18 protein-coding genes and 1 riboswitch are annotated in these 21,930 nt (G+C 70.0%); of the genes, 3 read left to right on the top strand and 15 right to left on the bottom strand.

What is annotated here, in order from left to right; translation table 11 throughout:
• The 7 genes from D9V41_RS07475 to D9V41_RS07445 form a co-directional block, all read right to left on the bottom strand.
• Nucleotides 1-321, bottom strand: coding sequence for a cation:proton antiporter (locus D9V41_RS07475; RefSeq protein ID WP_121793920.1), 321 nt, complete (start codon nt 319-321; stop codon nt 1-3).
• A complete protein-coding gene (locus D9V41_RS07470; protein WP_121793919.1) occupies nt 318-575 on the bottom strand; it encodes an MrpF/PhaF family protein in 258 nt (85 codons plus the stop codon). Before D9V41_RS07470 ends, D9V41_RS07475 begins: the two co-directional genes overlap by 4 nt.
• Nucleotides 572-934, bottom strand: coding sequence for a Na+/H+ antiporter subunit E (locus tag D9V41_RS07465; protein ID WP_121793918.1), 363 nt, complete (start codon nt 932-934; stop codon nt 572-574). The genes D9V41_RS07470 and D9V41_RS07465 overlap by 4 nt, the downstream gene beginning before the upstream one ends.
• Entirely contained in the window at nt 931-2,406 is a 1,476-nt protein-coding gene (locus D9V41_RS07460) for a monovalent cation/H+ antiporter subunit D family protein (RefSeq protein WP_121793917.1), read from the bottom strand. The genes D9V41_RS07465 and D9V41_RS07460 overlap by 4 nt, the downstream gene beginning before the upstream one ends.
• Entirely contained in the window at nt 2,403-2,723 is a 321-nt protein-coding gene (locus tag D9V41_RS07455) for a sodium:proton antiporter (RefSeq protein ID WP_121793916.1), read from the bottom strand. Before D9V41_RS07455 ends, D9V41_RS07460 begins: the two co-directional genes overlap by 4 nt.
• A complete protein-coding gene (gene mbhE, locus D9V41_RS07450) occupies nt 2,720-5,431 on the bottom strand; it encodes a hydrogen gas-evolving membrane-bound hydrogenase subunit E (protein ID WP_121793915.1) in 2,712 nt (903 codons plus the stop codon). The genes D9V41_RS07455 and mbhE overlap by 4 nt, the downstream gene beginning before the upstream one ends.
• A gap of 139 nt (nt 5,432-5,570) precedes the next feature.
• Nucleotides 5,571-7,826, bottom strand: a complete 2,256-nt coding sequence (locus D9V41_RS07445; RefSeq protein WP_133434134.1) for a SpoIIE family protein phosphatase — start codon at nt 7,824-7,826, stop codon at nt 5,571-5,573.
• A 168-nt stretch (nt 7,827-7,994) separates the two neighbouring features.
• Here D9V41_RS07445 and D9V41_RS07440 point away from each other — a divergent pair, with 168 nt between their 5' ends.
• On the top strand, nt 7,995-9,407 hold the full coding sequence (locus D9V41_RS07440) for a coiled-coil domain-containing protein (protein WP_121793913.1): 1,413 nt from the start codon (nt 7,995-7,997) through the stop codon (nt 9,405-9,407).
• A complete protein-coding gene (locus tag D9V41_RS07435; protein ID WP_121793912.1) occupies nt 9,404-10,465 on the top strand; it encodes a coiled-coil domain-containing protein in 1,062 nt (353 codons plus the stop codon). The genes D9V41_RS07440 and D9V41_RS07435 overlap by 4 nt, the downstream gene beginning before the upstream one ends.
• 274 nt (nt 10,466-10,739) lie before the next feature.
• On the opposite strand, the gene D9V41_RS07430 is transcribed toward D9V41_RS07435, so the two are convergent.
• From D9V41_RS07430 to D9V41_RS07400, 6 genes are all read right to left on the bottom strand, one after another.
• A complete protein-coding gene (locus D9V41_RS07430) occupies nt 10,740-11,489 on the bottom strand; it encodes a cobalt-precorrin-6A reductase (protein ID WP_121793911.1) in 750 nt (249 codons plus the stop codon).
• Nucleotides 11,486-12,967 carry a cobyric acid synthase gene (locus D9V41_RS07425; RefSeq protein ID WP_121794026.1) on the bottom strand — a complete coding sequence of 494 codons (1,482 nt, stop codon included), beginning with the start codon at nt 12,965-12,967 and terminating at the stop codon, nt 11,486-11,488. The genes D9V41_RS07430 and D9V41_RS07425 overlap by 4 nt, the downstream gene beginning before the upstream one ends.
• Nucleotides 12,968-12,978: 11 nt before the next feature.
• On the bottom strand, nt 12,979-13,728 hold the full coding sequence (gene cobF, locus D9V41_RS07420; RefSeq protein WP_121793910.1) for a precorrin-6A synthase (deacetylating): 750 nt from the start codon (nt 13,726-13,728) through the stop codon (nt 12,979-12,981).
• 97 nt (nt 13,729-13,825) lie between these two features.
• A complete protein-coding gene (cobN, locus tag D9V41_RS07415) occupies nt 13,826-17,416 on the bottom strand; it encodes a cobaltochelatase subunit CobN (protein ID WP_121793909.1) in 3,591 nt (1,196 codons plus the stop codon).
• Nucleotides 17,417-17,442: 26 nt separating this feature from the next.
• Nucleotides 17,443-17,576: riboswitch (cobalamin riboswitch) on the bottom strand.
• Complete coding sequence (locus tag D9V41_RS18310; RefSeq protein WP_208006777.1) at nt 17,559-17,945, bottom strand: hypothetical protein; 387 nt, start codon at nt 17,943-17,945, stop codon at nt 17,559-17,561. (Overlaps the previous riboswitch by 18 nt.)
• A 63-nt stretch (nt 17,946-18,008) precedes the next feature.
• A complete protein-coding gene (locus tag D9V41_RS07400; protein WP_133434133.1) occupies nt 18,009-18,335 on the bottom strand; it encodes a hypothetical protein in 327 nt (108 codons plus the stop codon).
• Nucleotides 18,336-18,489: 154 nt separating this feature from the next.
• Between D9V41_RS07400 and D9V41_RS07395 the strand changes: the two genes are divergently transcribed.
• The gene (locus tag D9V41_RS07395; protein ID WP_121793906.1) at nt 18,490-20,091 is read left to right on the top strand and encodes an FAD-dependent oxidoreductase; all 1,602 of its coding nucleotides are present in this window, start codon (nt 18,490-18,492) and stop codon (nt 20,089-20,091) included.
• Between the two features lie 116 nt (nt 20,092-20,207).
• Here the strand turns inward: D9V41_RS07395 and D9V41_RS07390 are convergent, their stop codons facing one another.
• Nucleotides 20,208-20,957 carry a class I SAM-dependent methyltransferase gene (locus D9V41_RS07390; RefSeq protein ID WP_243697191.1) on the bottom strand — a complete coding sequence of 250 codons (750 nt, stop codon included), beginning with the start codon at nt 20,955-20,957 and terminating at the stop codon, nt 20,208-20,210.
• Nucleotides 20,954-21,922, bottom strand: a complete 969-nt coding sequence (locus tag D9V41_RS07385; protein ID WP_243697190.1) for an ABC transporter substrate-binding protein — start codon at nt 21,920-21,922, stop codon at nt 20,954-20,956. Before D9V41_RS07385 ends, D9V41_RS07390 begins: the two co-directional genes overlap by 4 nt.
• Nucleotides 21,923-21,930 lie beyond the last annotated feature (8 nt).

Genomic DNA, 21,930 nt, shown 5'->3' with positions numbered 1-21,930 from the left:
TCAGATGTCGAGGTCGGTAGTGTCTGTGTCGTCGAACTCGTGTCCGGACATCACCGCGGCCCGCGCGATCGCGATGCCGCCGATCACCGAGGTGATGAGCTGCAGTGCGATGGCGATGACCACCTTGACCGCATCGATGGGGTGAGGATCCACCAGCACCGTTCCACCGACGACGAAGGACACCCCGAGCCCAGCTGCCGTGGCCACAGCAGACGTCCGCATGAACGGATCGCGCAGCTTCAACAGGCCCACGCCGGCGATCACGAAGATCAGCGCGCCGACCACGACGAGGATCTGTCCGAGCAGCTCGTACCAGCTCATCGACGTCCCCTTCCCATGACCCGAGCGAGCGAGACCGCCGACAGGAACGCGACCAGGGTGGCGACGAGAACGAGATCGTAGGTTCCGATGCTGCCGGCTCGGGTGCCGATCAGGGCGATCTCCGCGATGATGCCGAAGCTCAAGAGATCGGCGGCCACGGCGCGATCCGCGGGAGTTGGCCCGAGGACGATACGCACGACCGCGAGGACGATGGCCACCGCGACCACCACGACGGCGATGTCGATACCCGTCATGCGCGATACCCTCCCTTGATCGTCACGGCATTGAGCATCCGGGCCTCCATCTCGCGCAGATGGTGCACTGCGGTGTCTCGGTCCGGGTCGTACATCGAATGCACCAGCAGATCTCGACCGCCTTCTCGCTCCACGACACCGATGGTCAACGTGCCCGGCGTGAGCGTGATCAGCGACGCGATCGCGGTGAGTTGCGCGTCCGTCGTCGACTGGGCGGGCATGCGCACCACGCGTGGAGTGGCTTCGCGTCCTGGGGTGACGATGTCGTGGCTGACCTGCGAGGCGCTCTTGAGTACCTGGCCGATGTACCAGAGCGTGAAGAGGACCAGTCGCCACGGCATCGAGAGTGCGCCCTTCATCGCAGCACCTCCGTCACATAGACCGACGTGTCGCGTAGCCCCTCGGCCGCGACCTCGGTGAGCGGGATGAGCAGCTGAGCCCCTAGCCCGAGCGCGATGGTCACGGCCGCCAGGACCGCCCCCGGCGCGGCAAGCGACCACGGGATGCGCCTGGTCGGCGCCTCGCCCTCCGGGACCGGCGACATGAAGACCGCGTTCCAGATCCGCAGCATCGCCAGCAACGTGACGAGGCTCGCGGCGATGAGCACGACGGCGAGCACCACGTACCCCGCGTCGATCGTCGCGATCACCAGCACCAGTTTCGCCACGAATCCGGAGAACGGCGGCAGGCCCGCGAGCGAGAGGGCTGCGATGGCGAAGGTGGCGGCGACCAGCGGCTCGCGCCGGCCGATCCCCCGCAACCTGTCGATCCGGTCGGTGCCGTAAGTGTCCTCGATCGCGCCCACCGAGAGGAACTGCGACGCCTTCACCACCATGTGGTGCAACAGGTAGAACAGGCCCGCGGCGAGACCTCCGATGGTGAACAGTCCGACGCCGACCAGGATGTAGCCGATGTGGCTGACCATGCTGAACGAGAGCATCGACCGCATCGAGCGTTCACCCGCCGTGGCCATCGCCCCGACGGCGATCGTCGCGCCGAAGATCACCAGCCCGACGAGCAGCCACCGGTCGTCACCGTCGAAGATCACCGCGTACAGCCGGTAGATCGCGTACACCGCGACCTTGGTGTGGAGCCCGGAGAACAATGCCGTGATCGCAGGAGACGTCGACGGGTAGGCCTGCGTCAGCCAAGCGTGGGTCGGCAGCAGCGCGGCTTTCATGCCGAGCGCGGCGAGCGCGATCGCCGCGGCTGCGGCGACGAGCCCGGACTCCTTCGCGGCTCCCGCCAGCAGGCCGAGATTGACCGTGTCGGCGGTGGCGTACACCAACCCCACGGCCATGAGGAACAGCGTCGAGACGAAGAGGTTGAAGCTCACGTAGAGGCGCGACCCGTAGACGGAGCGCTCGGTGCCTCGCCCGCGCCGCGCCAGGATCATCAGTCCGTACGAGGGCATGAGCATGACCTCGATGAAGACGAAGAGGTTGAACAAGTCGGCGGTGAGCAAGGCGCCGTTGACGCCGGCGGTCATCGCCAGCACGAGCGGCGCGAACAACCGGATGCGCCCGACTCCGCTGGAGACCGCGTACCAGCAGCACACCAGCGACAGGCCGCTCGTGAAGGTCAGCATCAGCGCCGAGAGCATGTCGGCGGCGAACGGGATGGCGATGCCCGGCAACCAGCCGCCGACGCCGTCGACGAGCACCTCGCCCTGACGGGTCCCACCGATCAGGCCGAACGACGCCACGAACTGGGCCGCCAGTGTGGCGAAGAGCAGCGCCAAGGGCCAGCGACGTCCCTCGCGGGCGAACGCGGCGATGCCGGCGGCGATGAGCGGCACGGCAATGAACAGCGGCAGGATCGCACCGCTCATCGGTCCTCACCTTCCTCGTCCTCGTCCTCGTCATGGCGACCCGAGATCGCCAGCGAGAGCAGATAGATGGTGATGGCGAAGGCGATGACGATCGCGGTCAAGACGAACGCCTGCGGCAACGGATCGGCGGTGACGGCGGCGTCCAACTCGCTTCCCAGCGGTTCCCCCCGCCGCGCGATCCCGCCGGTGCTGAACAGCAGCAGGTTGGCGGCATGGCTGAGGAGGACGAAGCCGAGCACGACGCGCAGGAACGTGCGGGCGGTGAGCAGGTAGACGGCCCCGGCAACGAGCACGCCGACGGTGATGGCGAGCGTCATCGGCTCTCACTCCCCTTCGTCAGGACGCGAGGAACGCCGAGTAGGTCGAGCGCGCCGAGGATGACGCCGAACACGGCGAGATAGACACCGACGTCGAAGACCAGCGACGACGTCAGGTGGTACCCGAACACGTAGCCGTGCAGCGGTGTCAGGAAGGACTGCTCGGCGAAACCGAGGAAGCCGCTCGCCGCCGCGACCACCACGCCGGCGCCGGCGATCGACAGGTACGGCAGACCCGAACGGGCGTCGTCGTCGGTCGGTGCGGCGAGGTAGCGCAGGGCGAGGGCGGCCGCTCCGATGAGGGCCGCAATGAAGCCCCCGCCCGGTGCGTTGTGACCACGCAGCAGCGCGTAGATCGAGCCGAAGACCATGAGCGGGATGAGCAACCGAGCGAACACCCGGATGAAGACCATGTTGAGCGCGGGCGGCTCGAGCATCCGCGAGGCCGTCGGCAGCACTGGCCGCGTCATCTGGGGGCGGGCCTCGACCAGCGCGGCGATCGCCAGAGCGGCCACCGCGAGGACCACGAGTTCGCCGAAGGTGTCCAAGGCACGGAACTCCACCAGGATCGTGTTGACGACGTTAGATCCGCCCGTGGCCTCCGGACCGTTTTCGATGAACCACCGACCGACGGTCGACAACTCCGAGCCTCCGGTGAACACCAGCGTGGCGAACGTCGCGACGACGCCCGCGGCCACCGCCAGCACCGCCGCGACGATGCTGCGGCCGCGGGGACGCCGCGGGAAGCCCGGTGGAAGATGGCGAAGTACCAGCACCATGATCACGACGGTGAGGATCTCCACGAGCAGCTGCGTCAGCGCAACGTCGGTCGCACCGAGGGTGAAGAACCACAGGGCCACCGCGAAGCCGGCGATCCCGACGGAGATCACGGCACCGAGCCGCGTGCGCGCCAGCAGTGTCGCCAGGACACCGCCCGACACCACCAGCAGCAGGCCCGCATCGACCCAGGTCGACGGCACCGCCTCCCAGGTCGGGCGCAGCATGACCAGGCCGCCGGCACCAATCAGCGCGACGAGCACGAGCGGAACCGCCAGATGCGCGGCCGGCGCGGTCGTGCGACCGAAGTCGCCGAGCCGCCGCCCTCCGACGACCACGCCGTGCTGGATCGCTTCGACGGCGCCGACGCCGGTGATCGGGAAGAGCCGCCGATCGAGTGCTCGATCGACGCCGCGGCGGGCGAGGATCAGCACGACCCCGGCGGCGATGGCCGCGAGGGAGAGACCGAGTGCCGTGTTCACACCGTGCCAGAGCGCGAGGTGCACGTCGGCCGCACCGCCCGACGCCGCCACCGCGCGCCCGACGACGGGATCGAGCACGGGCGCGAACAGTCCGAGCGCGCCGGCGGCCAGCGCCCCGACCGCGATCGCGGCAGCCATGGGCCACGTCCCGCGGGCCGGCGTGAGCGGGGTCGGCGTGCCGGGCAGCGTCGAGACCACCACGCGGCCGCTGTACGCCACGGTGATCGCCGCCGACAGCGCGACGAGCGCCGCGAGCCACAGACCCGTTCCGTGCAGCGCGCCGTCGATGACCAGTTCCTTGCTGACGAACCCGAGCGTCGGCGGGATGCCGCCCATCGCGATCGCCGCGACGAGGATCAAGGCGGACGCGAACGGCATGCTCCGCAGCAGTCCGCGCACCTCGCGGATGTCGCGCGTACCGGCGCGTTTCTCCAACAGTCCGACGTAGAGGAACCCGGCGGACTTGAACGACGCGTGGGCGATGACGTGGACGACCGCGGCGGTGAGCGCCGTGGTGGTCCCGATGCCGATCACGAGGGTGAGCAGACCCAGATGGCTGACCGTCGAGTACGCCAGCAGGGCTTTGAGATCGGTGCGCTGCAGCGCGAAGATCGCCCCGATGAACGAGGTCACGAGGCCCACGCTGATCAGCAGAACCGACCACACCGGGGCGTGCGACGCAGGCTCGGCGAAGCGCAGCAGCAGGTAGATGCCGGCCTTCACCATCGCCGCGGCGTGGAGGTACGCGCTCACCGGTGCCGGCGCCACCATCGCATCGGGCAACCAGGCATGGAAGGGGAACTGCGCGGACTTGGTCATCGCTGCCACCGCGACGAGGACGGCGACCGTCGCCGCGAACGTGCCGTCCTCCGCCCAGGCGGGGTCGGCGAGGGCGGTCGTCAGGTGAGTCGTGCCGGTGCGGACGGTGATCGTCGCGACGGCCGCCAGCAGGCACAGGCCGCCCGCGACGGTGACCAGGAGGGTCCGGGTCGCCGGGGGGCCGGCGTCGGGACCGGAGCGAAGGATCAACAGGTAGGAGCACAGCGTGGTGAACTCCCAGCTCACGAACAGCAGCACCAGATCGTCGGCGAGAACCAGCATGGTCATCGACGCGGCGAACGCCGTCATGAGCGTGTAATAGCTGACCGTCGGTTTACCCCGGAAATACGCCGTGGAGTAGATCATTACCAGCGCGCCGACGACGAGCACGAGGGCCACGAAGACCATCGACAGCCCGTCGAGCCGCAGTCGTAGCGCGATGTCGAGGGAGGGGATCCAGGGGACGGACTGTTCGACGTTCGCGTCGTAGCCGAGCAGGAACGCCATCGCGGCGAGCACCAGCAGGCCGGCGGCCAAGGGCCAGCCGGCGCGGTGGCCGAGCCAGCGAGCGAACAACGGCGCGAGCGCCGTCAGCAGCCAGCCGCCGATGAGCAGGCCGAGCAGGGTCATGAGCACGCTTTCGGGGACGACGACACAACGCCGACCAGTCTTCCCGGCACACCACGAACGCCGCCGAGTCTATCCATGCGCAGGTAAGGTCCCCCTCCCCCGGGTCGCGTCACCATGCTCCTCTCCCAGGGGCTGGGATTCATTCGACGCGCAGGGCGACGAGCGTCATATCGTCGTCGAGGGTGCCGGGCACCGCGTTGACCAGCGCATCCACCCACGAGCGCAGGGACGCTCCGGCCGGTCGGGCGGCACTCGCCTTGCGCAGCACGGCCAGCGATGCGTCGAGCGGGACGTTGCGACGTTCGACCAGACCGTCGGTGAAGATCAGCAGAATGTCACCCGCGCGCAGCTGTTCGACGACCGACACGGCCTCGCCCATCCCGACCCCCAGCAGCGGCCGCGGAGTAGCGCCGATCGGATTGACCGAACCGTCGCGGACGAGCAGCGGCGGCAAGTGCCCGGCGCTGGCGACCTCGACTACCCGGCCCGCGGGCTCGAACACCACGATCACCGCCGTCGCCGTCTGCCCGGGGATGAGCGAGCCCATCAGGTGATCGAGACGATCCAAGCAAGAGGCCGGCGAGTGACCGTCTGCCAGATACGCGCGCAGCGCCGTGCGGACCTGCGCCATCGCGGTGGCGGCACCGACGCCGTGGCCGGCGACATCGCCGACGACGAAGGCAGCGCGGCCGTCCGGCAGGGAAAACTCGTCCCACCAGTCGCCGCCGAGCTGACTGCCTTCCGCGGGACGGTAACGAGCCAGCACCTCGAGTCCTTCGACCTCCGGTGCTTCGTCGAGCACGAGCGTGCGCTGGAGCGATTCGGCGATCGCGATCTGCTCACGCGAGCGCCGCAACAACTTGGCCTCGAGGTACTGACGCAAACGGTCCACCGTCTCCAGCTGCCACGTCCGCCACGGCTCGCTACGGCCTCGTACGACGCCGCGCCACTTCTCGAAGGACTTGCGCGGGCTCAACCGCACGTCCGGCCCTTCGGCCGCTGCGATCTGCTTGTTGCGCGGATCTCCGCCCCAGTCGACGACGCGCACCAACTCCTGGCGCACGAACATCAGGGTCGCGGTGCCGATTTGCGTGACGAGTGCTCCTGCGGGGACGTTCTCCCGCCCGGCCAGATCGGGCTGGAGCACCCCGATCTGGTGACTGCAGTGCACGGGGCTCTCGTTGGTCCGCATCGCTGCAGCGATGCGCTTCAACAAGGCTGGGTCGTCAGGAACGTTTCCGATGGTGAGCAGGTCACCGTCGTGCCACAGCGCTGCGCCGTCGGCGTCCACTAGCTCCAGCAGCCGAGCGTCGTTCATGAGCGTCTTGAGCGGGTAACCCGGGTCGCCCGCGAGGCGGGCGGTGATCCCGGACAGCACCGACTGGGCGACGAGCTCCTCGATCCGCGTGTCCGAACGCTCCCGCTCATCGATGAGCTGCGATGCCGTTTGCCCCAGGAACTCTGCCATGGAGCGGACGTCGTACGGGACGTGATGCGGGCCCGAGTAGTGATGACACGCCACCAGTCCCCACAGTTGTCCGTCGCGCACCATCGACACCGACATCGAAGCCGTGACCCCCATGTTGCCCAGGTACTCGAGGTGGATCGGCGAGACGCTGCGCAGCACCGAGTGGGACAGGTCCAACGGCGAGCCGGAGTGCGGATCGAGCACCGGGTCGAGCGGCACCGGCGTGTAGGCGACGTCGGCGATGAGGCGCGTCCAGTTGGTGGTGTAGAGGCGACGTGCCTGGGCCGGGATATCGCTGGCCGGATAGTGCAGTCCTCGGAAGGAGTTGAGGTCGTCGCGCTTCTCCTCGGCCACGACCTCGCCGTTCCAGTCCTCGTCGAAGCGGTAGACCATCACCCGGTCGAAGCCCGTGAGATCGCGTACCTCGACGGCGAGTCTCTCGCACAGCTCCTCGATGCTCTGCGTCTCGCTCAACCGGCCCATCGCCGCGCGCGCGGCCCGGTACGTCACGCGGTGAGCGCTGAGAACGCGCTCGCGTTCGATTTCGACGAGCACACGGGGGCCGGAGCGGTGCACGACGAGGTCGACGGGGACGCCCAGCAGGTCACCGTGAGCCGGCTCGCCGGGAAGGACCACGTGAAGCGGTTCGCTGAGATCGTCGGCCACCAGCGCATCGCGGATCGCTCCGGCGGCGGCGTGGCCCAGGGCTCGTTCGAGCGGCTGACCAAGGAGGCTCTGGTGATCGGCACCGATGGCAGCGGCACAGTTACTGGAGGCGACCACGATCGTCGCGTCCTCGTCGATCGCCAGCAACACCCCGTGCGGCTGGATCGCACCGGGGATATGGATGGGTTCGCGCTCACACGTCGACAGGTCGACCGGGTCGTAGGCCGGGGTGTGCGCGGCCGGAGGGACATGGGAGTCCACGTAGATCCTCAATCCTTCGATCGCCGGGCCGCCTGCTTTTTCAACCGGTCTGCCTCACCTTAGCGGTCGGGTCACCAGAAGACGAGAATCCGTCCGCGGAAGCTCAGCGTCCGCTAGGCAGGACAGGGGCGTCGACGGTCTTGAGACGTAGTGCGAGAATCATCAGACATGAGCCCCGATCAGCCCGCGATCCTCGCTGCCGAAGACGGTAGCGGCGTCGCCGCGCTGCTCCGGCGGGCGCAAGCCGTGGCCGATCAACTGCAGGCCGATGCCGAAGAGGAAGCGCGTCGGGCGACCGAGAACGCGCAGCGCCTCGAGGAGGAGGCTCAGCGCCTGCACGCCGAGGCGCGCGCGGCGCACGAGAAGGCGACGAGCGACCTGAATCGCGCCGAGTCCCAACTCGACGAGGCGTCCAAGGACGCTCATCAACTCATCATCGACGCGAGTGACCAGGCGAGCGTGCTCATCCAGACGGCCGAGCAGCAGCGCGACGAGATGCTGGCCGATGCTCAGGAGCTCGCCGGTCGGCAGCGCGCGGAGGCCAAGGAGATCCTCGACCGCGCCACGCGCGAGGCCGAGGAAGCACTGCAAGCGGCACAGGACGAGGCGGAGCGTCTCGTCGCCGGGGCCGCCGAGCGGGCACAGGAGCGCGACGACGCCACCGCGGAGCTGGTGCAGGAGCGCACCGACGCGGCCGAGGCGGAGGCCACCGCGATCCTGCACCGCGCCCGCACCCGCGCCGAGGAGCAACTCGGCGCCGCGACCCAGGAAGCCGACCGGCTGCGCACGGAGGCTGCGGACGCTGCACGCGAGCACCGTCAACTGGCTCACGACGAACTGACCGCCGCACGGCAGCAGGCGGCCGCGTTGGTCAATGACGCCCAGCAGGAGGCCGACCGGATCCTCACCGAGGCCCGCGAACAGATGCGTTGGACGCAGGAGACCGTCGCCTCGCTGCTGCAGACGGCCGAGCTCGAGGGCCGGCTGGTCCGGTTGACCGGTCACCGCGACGCCGCCGCCACCGTCCGTCGCACCCGCGCCCGCACCTCCGAGGTCGTCCGGCGTCTTCGCTCGCGGCTGGAGGCGCAGGTGGCTCACGCCGAGCAGGAGGCACAGGAGCTGGCCGACGCCGCCCTCGCCGTGCAGCGGCAGGCCGAGGAACGGGCACAGAGCGTCCGGGCCGAAGCCGACGACCACGCGGCCGCCGTGCGGCGCCGCGCCGACGACTACGCCGCCGCCACCGAGGAGCGGGCCTCCCGCCGGCTCGCGGAGGCCGAGTCGGGAGCCAAGACTCTGCGCACGCGCGTCGCCGAAGAGGTCGTGCGCACGCAGCGGCAGGCCCACGACGAGGTTCAGACCCGGCGCGAGGAAGCCCACCGGCTGCTCAGCGAGGCGCGCGTCGAGGCCGACGAGTTGCGTCGCGAAGCGCGCACCATGCTCGACGACGCTCGCGAGGAGGTCACCCGACTTCGCGAGCGTCGCGACCAGATCACCGCCGAGCTCGGCCAGCTCTCGGGGGTCATCTCCGCGCTGGCCGTGCCCGAACGATCCGACCCGACCCCTGAGGACGAAACGTCATGACTCCCGATTCCCCCTTCGACTTCCGCATGGTCCTGCGGGGCTACGAGCCCGCTCAGGTCGACGCGAAGCTGCAGGCGCTCGCCGACGAGGCTGCGGTCTCGCGTCGGCGCATCAACGAGCTGACCGCGTACATCGAGAAGCTCGAGACGGAACGCGACCTCGCCCGCCAGGAGAGCGAGGGCCCGATCGAACCGCCCTCGTTCGAGCACCTCGGCGCCCGCGTCGGCCAGATCCTCGCGCTCGCCGAGGAAGAGGCGCGCGAGATGCGCGAGCGCGTCGGCGCCGAGTTGGACGCCCGTCGCGCCGAGATCGAGGGATCGGCCCAGCAGATCCGCGACGAGGCCGACCTTTACGCCGAGAAGCGCCGTGCCGACGTCGATGCCGAGGTCGCCCGTCTTCTTGAGGACGCCCGTCGCACCGCCGACGACCGCATCGATTCGGCCGACCGCGAGGCCGCCGGCCGTCTGCAGGAGGCCGAGGCGGTGTACGAGGAGCAGCGCGCCAAGGCCGCCAAGGCGTCGGCGGACTTCGAGAAGACTCTCGCCGAGCGCCGCGCCGCCGTGGAGCAGCAGTTCCAGGAGCAGCTCGCCGACGCCGAGCGCCGCAGTTCGGAGCTGGAGGCGCAGCTGGAGAAGCGTCAGGCCGAGGCCGACGCCGAGTACCAGGACAAGCTCCGCGAGGCGAATCGTCTCCTCGGGGACGCGCAGGAGCGCGCCGAGCAGATCGTCAGCGAGGCCAAGGCGACCGCGGCCAAGGTCCGGGCCGACTCCGAGCGCGAGCTCGCCGCCGCGATGCAGCGCCGCGACAGCATCAACGCTCAGCTCGCCAACGTGCGGCAGATGCTCGCCACGCTCACGGGCGGAAACGTCCCGATCGCCGATCCGTTCGATCCGGAGAACGCCGAGGAGCTCGAGACCTCGGACCTGCCCGTGGACGAGGATGACGTCGACGAGCCGGTCAGCGACAAGACCCAGGAGATCCAGGCCCTCGACGACGCCGAGCACACCCAGGTCCTCGAACTCGACGAACCCGCCGACGACGAAGACAAGCGCAAGTAACCCGCCGAGGCCACGTGGTCTCGATACGTCGGTCGCTGAGCGACCGAAGCGATCTCTAGGTGGTCGAGTAGCGACCGAGGAACGAGGGAGCGGATCGAGACCACGTCACGCAACCTGGTCTCGATACGTCGGTCGCTGAGCGACCTCCTACTCGACCACCTACGCCCGAGTTTGATGGCCGAGTAGCGGCGATCCCTGCATAGGTGGTCGAGTAACCGCGAGGAACGAGCGGTGCATCGAGACCACGTCACGCAACCTGGTCTCGCTCGACTACCTATGGCCGGGTGACGTGGTCGAGGGCGTCGGCGGGGGTGGACAGGACTGTCACCTCATCGGCATCGGTCCAGGGCGGCGGGGTCCGGCGCACGACGACGACGGGAATGCCGCGCTCGGCGGCCACGTCCAGCTTGGGCCGCGTGTAGCTGCCACCGGAGTCCTTCGTGACGACGACGTCGGCGCCGTGGTCGGCCATGATCGCGCGTTCACCGTCGAGCGTGTACGGGCCTCGGCTGGTGAGGACGCGCCAGGCCGCCGGAACCGGCTCGTCCGGCCGGTCCACGACGCGGGCGAGCACGGCGTGGTCGCGCAACGGCTCGACGAAGTGGCTCAGGTGCCGCCGCCCGATGGTCAGCATGGGACGTGCGCCGAGGCGCGCGGCACGACGCGCGGCAGCGTCGTGATCGTCCACCCAGTGCCACTGCTCCGCCCCGGGCGTCCCGCTCCATCCCGGTCGTTCCAACCGGACGTACCTGACGCCCTCGGCGCGAGCCGCGAGGTATCCGTGGCGGGTCATCTGCTCGGCGAAGGGATGCGTCGCGTCGATGACCGACGTGATGTTCTCCGAGCGCAGGAAGGCGCGCAGCCCGTCGATGCCGCCGAAGCCGCCGATGCGGACCGGGCCGACGGGGAGCCGCGGCTCGGCGACGCGGCCGGCGAGCGACGACAGGAACGGCTCCCCTCGCTCCTGAAGCAGCGCCGCCACCGCGCGCGCCTCGCTCGTCCCACCGAGCACCAGGACGGTCATCGGCCCGCTCCGGGAGCGAGCACGGGCAGGCGACCGGGACCGTCGTGGGAGAGCGCGAGCAACGCGTCGAGATCGAGATGCTGCTCGGCGAGGTCGGCGAGCAGGTCGAGCCGCGCCTCCCGGGCGGCGCCGAAGCTGACCGACGACTCGGGCAAGGTCCGCCCCGCGCGTACCGCCACCTCGCGCAGGAAGGCGCGGCGGAAGCCGTCGGACTCGAGGCTGCCGTGCCACATCGTCCCCCAGACGCTCCTGTGATGGGCGCCACCGAGGAAGGGCTCTCCGCCGTGCACGGTGATGCGTCCGTGGTGGATCTCGTACCCCTCGACCGGTTCACCGAGCGCTTGACCCGAGGGGAGTCGGAGCACCTTGTCAACGCCGAAGTCCGTACTGACGTCCAGCAGTCCGAGCCCGTGCCCGATCGCCCCGGCGTCCCCCTCGACACCGTCGGGGTCGCGGATCTCGCCGCCGAGCATCTGGAATCCGCCGCAGATGCCGAGCACCGCTCCCCCGCGGCCGACGTGGTCGAGAACGGCGGCGTCGAGACCCCGCGCGCGCAACCAGGCGAGGTCCGAGAGGGTCGTCCGCGTCCCGGGAAGCACGACGAGATCGACATCGTCGAGAGCCCGGGGATCGCTCGCGAAGCGCACATCCACGCCCGGTTCGAGCGCGAGAGCGTCGACGTCGGTGAAGTTGCTGATCCTCGGCAGCCGCACCACGGCGACCCGCAGCGGATGCTCGGTCCCGCGCTCGCGCCGGCCCTCGAGATCGAGCGCGTCTTCCGAGTCCAGCCACAGACGAGCGTCCCACGGCAGCGTTCCGTAGACGCGACGACCGGTGAGGGTCTCGAGCTGCTCGAGGCCAGGGCGGAGCAGTCGCTCGTCACCGCGGAACTTGTTGACGACGAATCCGGCCACGAGCGCCTGGTCCGCCGCATCGAGGAGCGCGACCGTGCCGTAGAAGGCAGCGAACACGCCGCCGCGGTCGATGTCGCCGACCACCACGACCGGCATCCCGGCGTGACGGGCGAGCCCCATGTTGACGTAGTCGCTGGCCCGCAGGTTGATCTCGGCCGGGCTGCCGGCCCCCTCGGCGATGACGAGGTCGAACCGCGAGCTGAGATCGTCGAACGCGCCGTGGGCGAGCGCCCCGAGATGCCGCCGGCCCTCGACGAAGTCCATCGACGCGATCGTTCCGGCCGGGCGGCCCATCGCCACGACGTGGCTGCGCCGGTCGGTTCCGGGCTTGAGGAGGACGGGGTTCATCGCCGGTTCGGGGCGCACCCGGGCCGCGACTGCCTGAATCCACTGGGCGCGACCGATCTCGGCCATAGTCCCGTCGGCGGCCTCGCACACCATCGAGTTGTTGGACATGTTCTGCGCCTTGTACGGCGCGACCCGGACGCCGCGTCGGGCGAAGGCGCGGCACAACGCGGTCGTGACGATCGACTTCCCCGCGTCCGAGGTGGTGCCGGCCACCATCAGCCGAGCGCTCACGCCGGGCTCCGGAGGAGCGCCAGGTCCATGATCCAGCCGGCGGCGTCCTTGACCCGCTCGCGGGCGGCCCGGATCTCGGGCAGGGCGTCGGCGACGGTGCCGTGGGCCAGCGCCTCGTCGGCCGTGCCGAGGTTGGCGCCCCACCAGATCGTCCAGTCACCGAGCGCGGCGAACGGTTCGATCGACGACAGCAGCATCGCCGCGATGTTGCGCTCCCCCGCCGCGACCGCGTCGGGCAGGTTGCGCCCGGTGGTGAGGTGCAGCGGCTGACCGACCTCGTGCAGGACGATCGCGTGCCGGGCCGCGAGCAGTTGCAGGCTCGAGACGCCGGGGATGACGTCGACCTCCAGCGGGCGCGACGCGGCGACGGTGTCGAGGATGCGGAGCGTGGAGTCGTAGAAGGCCGGATCACCCCAGACCAGGATGCCGACGTCGCCGGGAGCCTTGTCGAGTGCCGCGGCATATCGTTCGGCCCGCGCGGTGTGCCAGTCGGCGACGGCCTTGCGGTACGCGGCGGCATCACCGGCCACCCGCGCGCTTCGGTCCCGTTCGGGATCGCGCACCACGATCGTCGGCGGCGGCTGCGGCACGTGCCGGGCCACGAGTGCCTCGCGGGCGGCCACCAGCGGATCGTCCTCGCGCTTCTCGACGACGAGGTACGCGTCGACGGACCGCAGCGCGTGCACCGCTTCAACGGTCAACTGGTCGAGACCGCCCGGCCCGATGCCGATGACCCGAACCCGCATCACTGTCCCTCCCTCACGCGTTGAGTGTGACGTTTGGCAGGCAGATCAGGCGAATTTCGCTGCCTTTCGTCACACTCAGCGAGTTCTCCGGCGGCGGTCACTGCCGGTCTTCCAGCTCGCCCTCGACCTCGAGGTAGACGGACTGGAGCGCGGCCAGGGTCTCGGGGTCGGGTTCGGCCCACAGCCCGCGGTCGGCGGCCTCGTGCAGCCGCTCGACGATCCCGCGCAGCGCCCACGGGTTCGACTGCCGCATGAACTGCTGCGTCTGCTCGTCGAGGACGTAGGACTGCGCGAGCTGCTCGTACATCCAATCGTGCACGACGCCCGTGGTGGCGTCGAAGCCGAACAGGTAGTCGACCGTCGCGGCCAGCTCGAAGGCGCCCTTGTACCCGTGGCGCTGCATCGCGCCGATCCAACGCGGGTTGACCACGCGGGAGCGGAACACCCGGCTCGTCTCCTCGGCGAGCGTGCGGGTCTTGACCGCGTCGGGCGTCGTCGAGTCGCCGACGTACGCCTTCGGGTCCTTGCCGGTCAGCGCGCGCACCGTGGCGACCATGCCGCCGTGGTACTGGAAGTAGTCGTCGGAGTCGGCGATGTCGTGCTCGCGAGTGTCGATGTTCTTGGCCGCGACCTGGATGCGCCGGTAGTTCGCGCGCATGTCGTCCGCGGCGGGCGCTCCGTCGAGGTCGCGGCCGTAGGCGAACCCGCCCCACGCCGTGTAGACCTCGGCGAGGTCGGCGTCGTCGCGCCAATTGCCCGACTCGACGACCTGGAGGATGCCGGCGCCGTACGAGCCGGGCTTCGACCCGAAGATGCGGGTGCGAGCGCGTCGCTCGTCGCCGTGGTCGGCGAGGTCGGCCTGCGCGTGGGCGCGCACGTAGTTCTGGTCGTCGGGCTCGTCGAGTTCCGCGACCAGCGCGACGGCGTCGTCGAGCATCGCGATGACGTGCGGGAAGGCGTCGCGGAAGAAGCCCGAGATGCGCACGGTGACGTCGATGCGCGGACGGCCGAGTTCCTCGAGACCGATGACCTGAAGGCCGTTGACCCGGCGCGAGGCCTCGTCCCACTCCGGCCGCACGCCGAGCAGCGCGAGGACTTCGGCGATGTCGTCGCCGCTGGTGCGCATGGCCGAGGTGCCCCAGACCGAGAGGCCGACCGACGTCGGGTACTCGCCGGTCTCGTCCAGATGCCGCTGCAGTAGCGAGTCGGCCATCGCGACGCCCGTCTCGTACGCAAGGCGCGACGGCACCGCCCGCGGGTCGACCGTGTAGAAGTTGCGTCCGGTCGGCAGCACGTTGACCAGTCCCCGCAGCGGCGAGCCGGAGGGACCGGCGGGGATGAAGCCGCCGTCGAGCGCGTGGAGGACGGCGTCGAGCTCGTCGGTGGTCTTGGCGAGGCGCGGGACGACCTGAGTCGCAGCGAACTCGAGGACGCGGACGACTTCAGGGTCGTCGTGCAGGCCGGCGGCGGCCGCGGCGTCCCACCCGGCGTCCTCCATCGCCTGGACGAGCTCGCGGGCGCGCTGTTCGATCTCGTCGACCGAGCCGAGCTGCGCGTCCTGCTCCTTGAGCCCGAGTGCGGCGCGCAGTCCGGGCACCGCACCGGTCTCGCCGCCCCACACCTGCTGGGCCCGCAGGATCGCGAGGACGAGATTGACCCGGGCCTCCCCGGCGGGCGCCTGCCCCAGGACGTGGAGGCCGTCGCGGATCTGGGCGTCCTTGACCTCGCAGAGCCAACCGTCGACGTGGAGCAGGAAGTCGTCGAACTCCTCGTCGCCGGGGCGCTCCTCCAGGCCGAGGTCGCGGTGCATCTCGGCGGCGTGCATGAGGGTCCAGATCTCGGCGCGGATCGCCGGGAGCTTGGCCGGGTCCATCGCCTGGATGTTGGCGTACTCGTCCAGCAGCTGCTCGAGGCGGGCGATGTCGCCGTACGACTCGGCACGCGCCATCGGCGGGATGAGGTGGTCGACGATCGTCGCGTGGGCGCGGCGCTTGGCCTGCGCACCCTCGCCCGGGTCGTTGACCAGGAACGGGTAGATCAGCGGCATGCTGCCGATCGCCGCGTCGGTGGCACACGAGGCCGACAGCGCGGCGTTCTTGCCCGGAAGCCACTCCATCGAGCCGTGCTTGCCGAGGTGGACGGCCGCGTGCGCGCCGAAGCCCCCATCCCCGACCGCACTGCCCAGCCAGCGGTAGGCGGCGAGGTAGTGGTGACTGGGGGCGAGGTCGGGATCGTGGTAGATCGCGACGGGGTTCTCGCCGAAGCCGCGGGGCGGCTGGATGAGGATGACGACGTTGCCGGCCTGCAGCGTGGCGAGCACGATCTCCTGCTGCTCGTTGACGAACAGCGAGCCTGGCGCCGGGCCCCAGGCCTCGGTGACCTCCTCGACGAGATCGTCGGGGAGCTCGGACAACCAGCGGCGGTAGTCGTCGGCGCTGATGCGCACGTGGCTCTCGGTCAGCTGACCGGCGGTGAGCCACTCCTCGTCCTGACCGCCGGCGTCGATCAGCGCGTGAATGAGCGCGTCACCGGCGGCGGTGTCGTCGTCGAGGTCGAGACCGGGGATGTCGCCCGGTGCACCGAGGTCGTACCCGGCGTCGCGCAGGCGGCGCAGCAGACGGATGGCGGAGACGGGGGTGTCGAGGCCGACCGCATTGCCGACGCGGCTGTGCTTGGTCGGGTAGGCCGACAGCATGATCGCGAGCTTGCGTTCGGCAGGCGGCGTGTGGCGAAGCCGGGCGTGCGAGACCGCGATGCCGGCGACGCGGCGGCAGCGCTCCTCGTCGGCGACGTATCGCGGGAGGCCGTCGGCGTCGATCTCCTTGAAAGAGAACGGCGCGGTGATGATGCGGCCGTCGAACTCGGGGATGGCGACCTGGTTGGCCGAGTCGAGCGGGGTGACGCCGTCGTCGCTGGCCTCCCACTCGGCGCGGCTCGACGTCAGGCACAGCCCCTGGAGGACCGGGATGTCGAGGGCCGCGATGCGTTCGACGTCCCAAGCCTCGTCGTCGCCGCCCGCGCTCACCGCGCCCGGCACCTGACCGCCGGCTGCGAGCACCGTGACGACGAGGGCGTCGAGCGTGCCGAGCGCCTCGTACAGGTCGTCGGGCGCGGAGCGCAGCGAGGACGAGAAGATCGGCAGGCCGACGGCCTCGCCGGTCGCGTCGATCGCGTCAGCGAGCGCGTGCGCGAAGTCGGTGTTGCCGCTGGCCTCGTGCGCCCGGTAGTAGAGGACACCGATGCGGGGCAGGTCGGCTGCCGGTGCCGGACGGTCCGCCCAGCCCCAGACGGGAAGCACGGCGGGCGGCTCGAAGCCCTCGCCGGTCAGCAGGATCGTGTCCGACAAGAACGCGTGCAGCTGAGCGAGGTTGGCGGGGCCGCCCTCCGCGAGGTACCGATGCGCCTCGGCCGCGACACCCATCGTGACCGTCGAGAACTCCATGAGCTGCGCGTTCGGCTGCTGCTCGCCACCGAGAACGACCCGAGGCACGTCGGACTCCAGCAGCCCGGCGGGAAGGTCGTCGGGCGATCCGAGGATCCGCGCGACGACGAGATCGGCCTCGGCCAGCAGCCCAGCCACGGCGTCGTCGGTCAGCCGGGCGGGGTTGCCGTAGCGGTAGTCCGCCCCGCTCGCGCGAGCGGACAGCAGGTCGGTGTCGGACGTGGACAGCAGCGCGATGCGCGTCATGTTCCTCCTCGGGGTTCTCGCCCCTCTTGGCCGGAATCGTCGCGGTCAGTGTCTGGCTTCGGCCGGGCTGAGCCGGCCTCACAGTGGCGGAACCGCCCCGGATTCGCACCGGGTTCCTGAGATCACGACGACGTGAGTCGCCTCAGCCTAGCCCGTCGGCCGTGCGGGGGCTTACTCCGATCCCGGTCAGGGTCGTCGCGTCGAGCTCCAACACTTGTTCCTCGGCGAGCGATGCGAGGTAAGCAGCCCGCACGGAGGCCACCTCGTCGGCCGGCAACCCGGCGAGGGCACCGACGAATCCCGATCCCGTGACGACGAGCCACGCCAGCTCGTGTCGCACGTGATCGCCGACGCCATCGCGCACGCCCAGGAGCCGGCCACCACCGGCGACGCCGCATCCATATCCGAACAGGAAGTGACACCATGACCGAATCATTCGACCGCCGAGCACCTGGTCAGCGAGCACGAGCACGGCGAGGGCTGCGGCCACGAGGCCGTGGTCCACGACGACCACGTCGACTACCTCCACGACGGGCATCGCCACGCCGCCCACGACGACCACTAGGACGAGCACTGACGCGCAGCGCCGCTGTCATGACCCCGGGGACACCGAGTACTGCCGCAACAGCCCCACCACCCTGACAGCACACTGCTCGGCGTCCTTGGCCCTGAACTGGCGAGGATGCTCCTCGCCGGCCCTCGGCCGCCACCGCCGCACCGCGATGTAGGTGACCTCGGGGTCGTGCGCGTTCGCGGCGCAAGCCTTCCGCCAGCACGCCATACTCAGCAACACCGCGCCAGGAGTCGACCGGACCACCGGCCGCAGCGCGTCGAGGGCGTCGTCGGCCCGCTGCCCGCAGTTCTCGCCTGCACACACGGCGACGAGCACCTCGGGGGCTCCTGCATGGTCACGCGTCATCGTTCCCCCACAGCCGGCCTCGGTCAGACGCCACGAGGCCAAGCGTTATGAGAATGAGTGTCAATAAGCTCCCCGCCGGCAGGAGGAGCGACAGCCTTTTGCCGTTCCCGCAAATTCCCTTGCCCGTTCGGGTCGCGCCCGTCACGCTCATCCCATGGAACAGAGCTATGACGTCCTGATCGTGGGCGGGAGCGCGGCAGGGCTGAGCGCCGCCCTCACCCTCGGGCGCGCGCTGCGGCGCGTCGCGGTGATCGACGCGGGCGAGCCGCGCAACAGGTTCGCCGTCCACATGCATGCCGTGCTGGGCAACGAAGGCCAAGAACCTGGGGCGCTTCTGCACCAGGGACGAGACGAGGCCGCCGCCTACGGCGTCACCTTCCTCGAGGGGAGAGCACGCGGCGTCATCGCCGGTGACCGCGCGGTCACCGTGGCGACGGACCAGGGCGATCTCACCGGGCGAGCGCTCATCGTCGCGACGGGACTAACCGACGAACTGCCGGCACTTCCCGGGCTCGCCGAGCACTGGGGAACATCCGTGCTGCACTGCCCCTACTGCCACGGGTGGGAGGTGCGCGGACAGCGGATCGGCGTGCTGGGAGGCTCGCCGATGTCCACCCACCAGGCCCAACTCGTGCGGCAGTGGACCGATCAGCTCATTTTCTTCACCGCCGGCGGCGACCTCGATCCCGAGCTTCGGCACCGCCTGGAGGCTCGGGGAGTCGAGCTCGTCGACACGCCGGTGAGCACCGTGCTCGGTGAGGACGGCCGACTCAGCGGAGTCCGTCTCGAGGACGGGCGGGAGGTCCCCCTCGACGCGCTCTTCGCCGCTCCGCGGCCCCACCCCAACGACCAGCTGCTCGCCGAGCTCGACCTCGATCGCATCGAGTCCCCGATGGGCAGCTTCCTCAGCGTCGACCCGATGGGCCAGACGAGCCATCCGCGGATCTGGGCGGCGGGCAACGTCGTCAATGCCGCGGCGAACGTTCCCGTCTCGATCGCCGCCGGAACCATGGCGGCGGGGGCCGTCAACATGGCACTGGTGACCGAGGAGTTCGACGACGCCGTCGCGGATCGCGCGCCGGAACCCCATACGTCCGAGGACGTGTCGCCCGAGGACTTCTGGGAGACCAGATACGCCGAGAGCGGCCCCGTGTGGTCCGGCCGGGTCAACCCGACGATGGCCGACGTCGTCGCCGAACTCACCCCGGGCGAGGCACTCGAACTCGGCTGCGGCGAGGGCGGCGACGCCGTCTGGCTGGCCGAGCAGGGCTGGCAGGTGACCGCCGTCGACATCTCGCCCACCGCAGTGGCGCGAGGCGCGCAGGGCGCTCAACAGCGAGGCGTCGCCGATCGAATCACCTGGATCGCCCACGATCTCGCGAGCTGGCAGCCGGAGGGGGCGTTCGATCTGGTGACCGCCTCGTTCTTCCACTCCACGGTCGAGCTTCCCCGGACGGAGATCCTCCAGCGCGCGGCGGCGCAGATCCGCCCGGGAGGCCACCTCCTCGTCGTCTCCCACGTGTTCGAGAACGACGACGACATTCCGCCGTGGGCGTGGCGTCGCGAGCCCGCCGCGGACGATCACGCGAAGGAGCCGACTCTGCTCACCCCGGCCGAGGAGATCGCCGAACTGGCTCTCCACCCTGCCCACTGGGCGATCGTGGTCGAGGAGATCCGCCGGCGAGAGGCCGTCGGTCCCGACGGTCAGACGGCGAAGGTCAAGGACGGCGTAGTGCTGCTTCGGCGGAACGCGTGAGACCGTCAACGGCCCGTCCAGTCGCGCTCCGCCACCGTCGCTGATCAGCTCGCTCGATGCGGACCAGACCCGGCTGCACCTGAGTGAGGACGAGTGGAGGCCGGCGAGAATACCGCTCAGCGCACGGCGTAGACGACGTAGTCGTCGTAGAGCTGCCACGCGGTGCCGACCTCCGCGAAGCCGGCATTCGCCAGCGCCGCAAGACGGAAATCGACGGCGGTAGGCGGAGTGCCGTCGCGTCCGGCGAACCTCCGGTCTCGCTCGGCCGCACGTTCGTCATGACCGGGGCGGACGCTTATTGCGTCCCACCACTCCTGCCACGTGAGGGCACCGGCGGTGAAGGCGGCTTCCTGGGTCCGGCGGTCGTGATCGGCGGCCCACCGACCCACATGCGGCGTGCGCGCGTCGAAGCGGAAGTGGTCGCCGTCGAGGAACACTCCACCTGGGCGGATGAGATCGGCGACGTCGCCGAACAGCCGGACGAGCTGAGCGGGCCACAACCAGTGCAACGCCGTCGTCGACACGGCGGCATCCACCCGCGGAACGTCGAGCACGGATCGCCAGCTCGGATCGGTCAGATCTGCATCGACCACCCGAACGCGATCGCCGTACGGCGCGAGGTACTCCCGCGCAAGGTCGAGCAGTACGGGGTCGTAGTCCACAGCGAGGACGCGCGCGTTCGGCAGCCCGTCCAGAACACGCCGCGCGAGTGACCCTGGCCCGCACGCGAGGTCGAGCACCGTCGCCTCGTCCCCACCAAGGGTCTGCTGCAGCGCGTCGATCATCACCGCAAAGCGCTGCTCGCGCTCGGCGATGTAGGCCGCCTGTTGGGCATCCCACTCCTCGACGGCCTGCCGGGCGTTCACTGGACGAATCCCAGGTCGCGCAGGCCATCGGCCAGCTGTTCGATACCGTCGACGTTGCGAATCGACGGGTCCATCGTCGTACCTCCCAGGATGATGTAGCGGCGGTTCTGCACCGCAGTCAATTGGCTCGTGATCGGGTCGGACTCGAGGAAGGCGATCTTCGCGTCTGCGCTGTCGCCGTCGTCACCACGTTCGAGATCGGCGAGCACGAGGACATCGGGGTCGCGCGCCGCGATGGCCTCCCAACTGATCTCAGGCCACAGTTGCCGCTGATCCTCGAACGCATTGCTGGCCCCGACCGCACGGGTCATGAGCGCCGGCGCGCCGCAGCATCCTGCCATGTACGGGGCGCGCGTCGAGGAGTACCACCACGCTAGCGAGACGTCGTCCAGCCCCAGGTCGGCCGACGCGGCGTCAGCCCGCTCGCGGAGCTCGCCGATCAGTTCCTGGCCGTCCTCCTCGATGCCGAACAACGTCGCGATGTCATCGATCTCGGCGTAGAGATCCTCGAGGGAGAGCTCTGAGGATCGCTCGGCCTCCTGTCCTCCGCATTCGCTCGGCGACTGATAGGTCGGCACGCCGAGTGCCTCGAATCGATCGCGATCACCGATCCCGTCCTGGGTGAAGGCGTAGGCGAAGGTGGAGTAGACGAGGTCCGGTTCCAGGTCTAGCACGCGTTCGAGCGCAGGGAACTCTTCCTGGAACTTGTCGACTGCGTCGAACTCGCCGCGCAGATGCGGCAGCACCTGCTGGTCCGAGACTCCGACCGCGGCGATGCGATCGGCGAGACCCAGGCTCAGCAGAAGCTCGGTGGCCGGCTGGTTGATGGCGACCGCTCGCTCGATAGGGGTCGACACGCTCACCTCGCGATCGCAGTTCTCGACGACGCGCGGATAACCGGGGGCCTCCGGTGACGACGTCGACGTCGAGCCGGGGCTGCATGCGGCGAGTGCCACGGTGGCCATAGCGGCGA

This window comes from Aeromicrobium phragmitis (genome assembly GCF_003674095.1).
Lineage (GTDB): Bacteria > Actinomycetota > Actinomycetes > Propionibacteriales > Nocardioidaceae > Aeromicrobium > Aeromicrobium phragmitis.
This window is presented reverse-complemented; position numbering and strand designations above follow the sequence as displayed.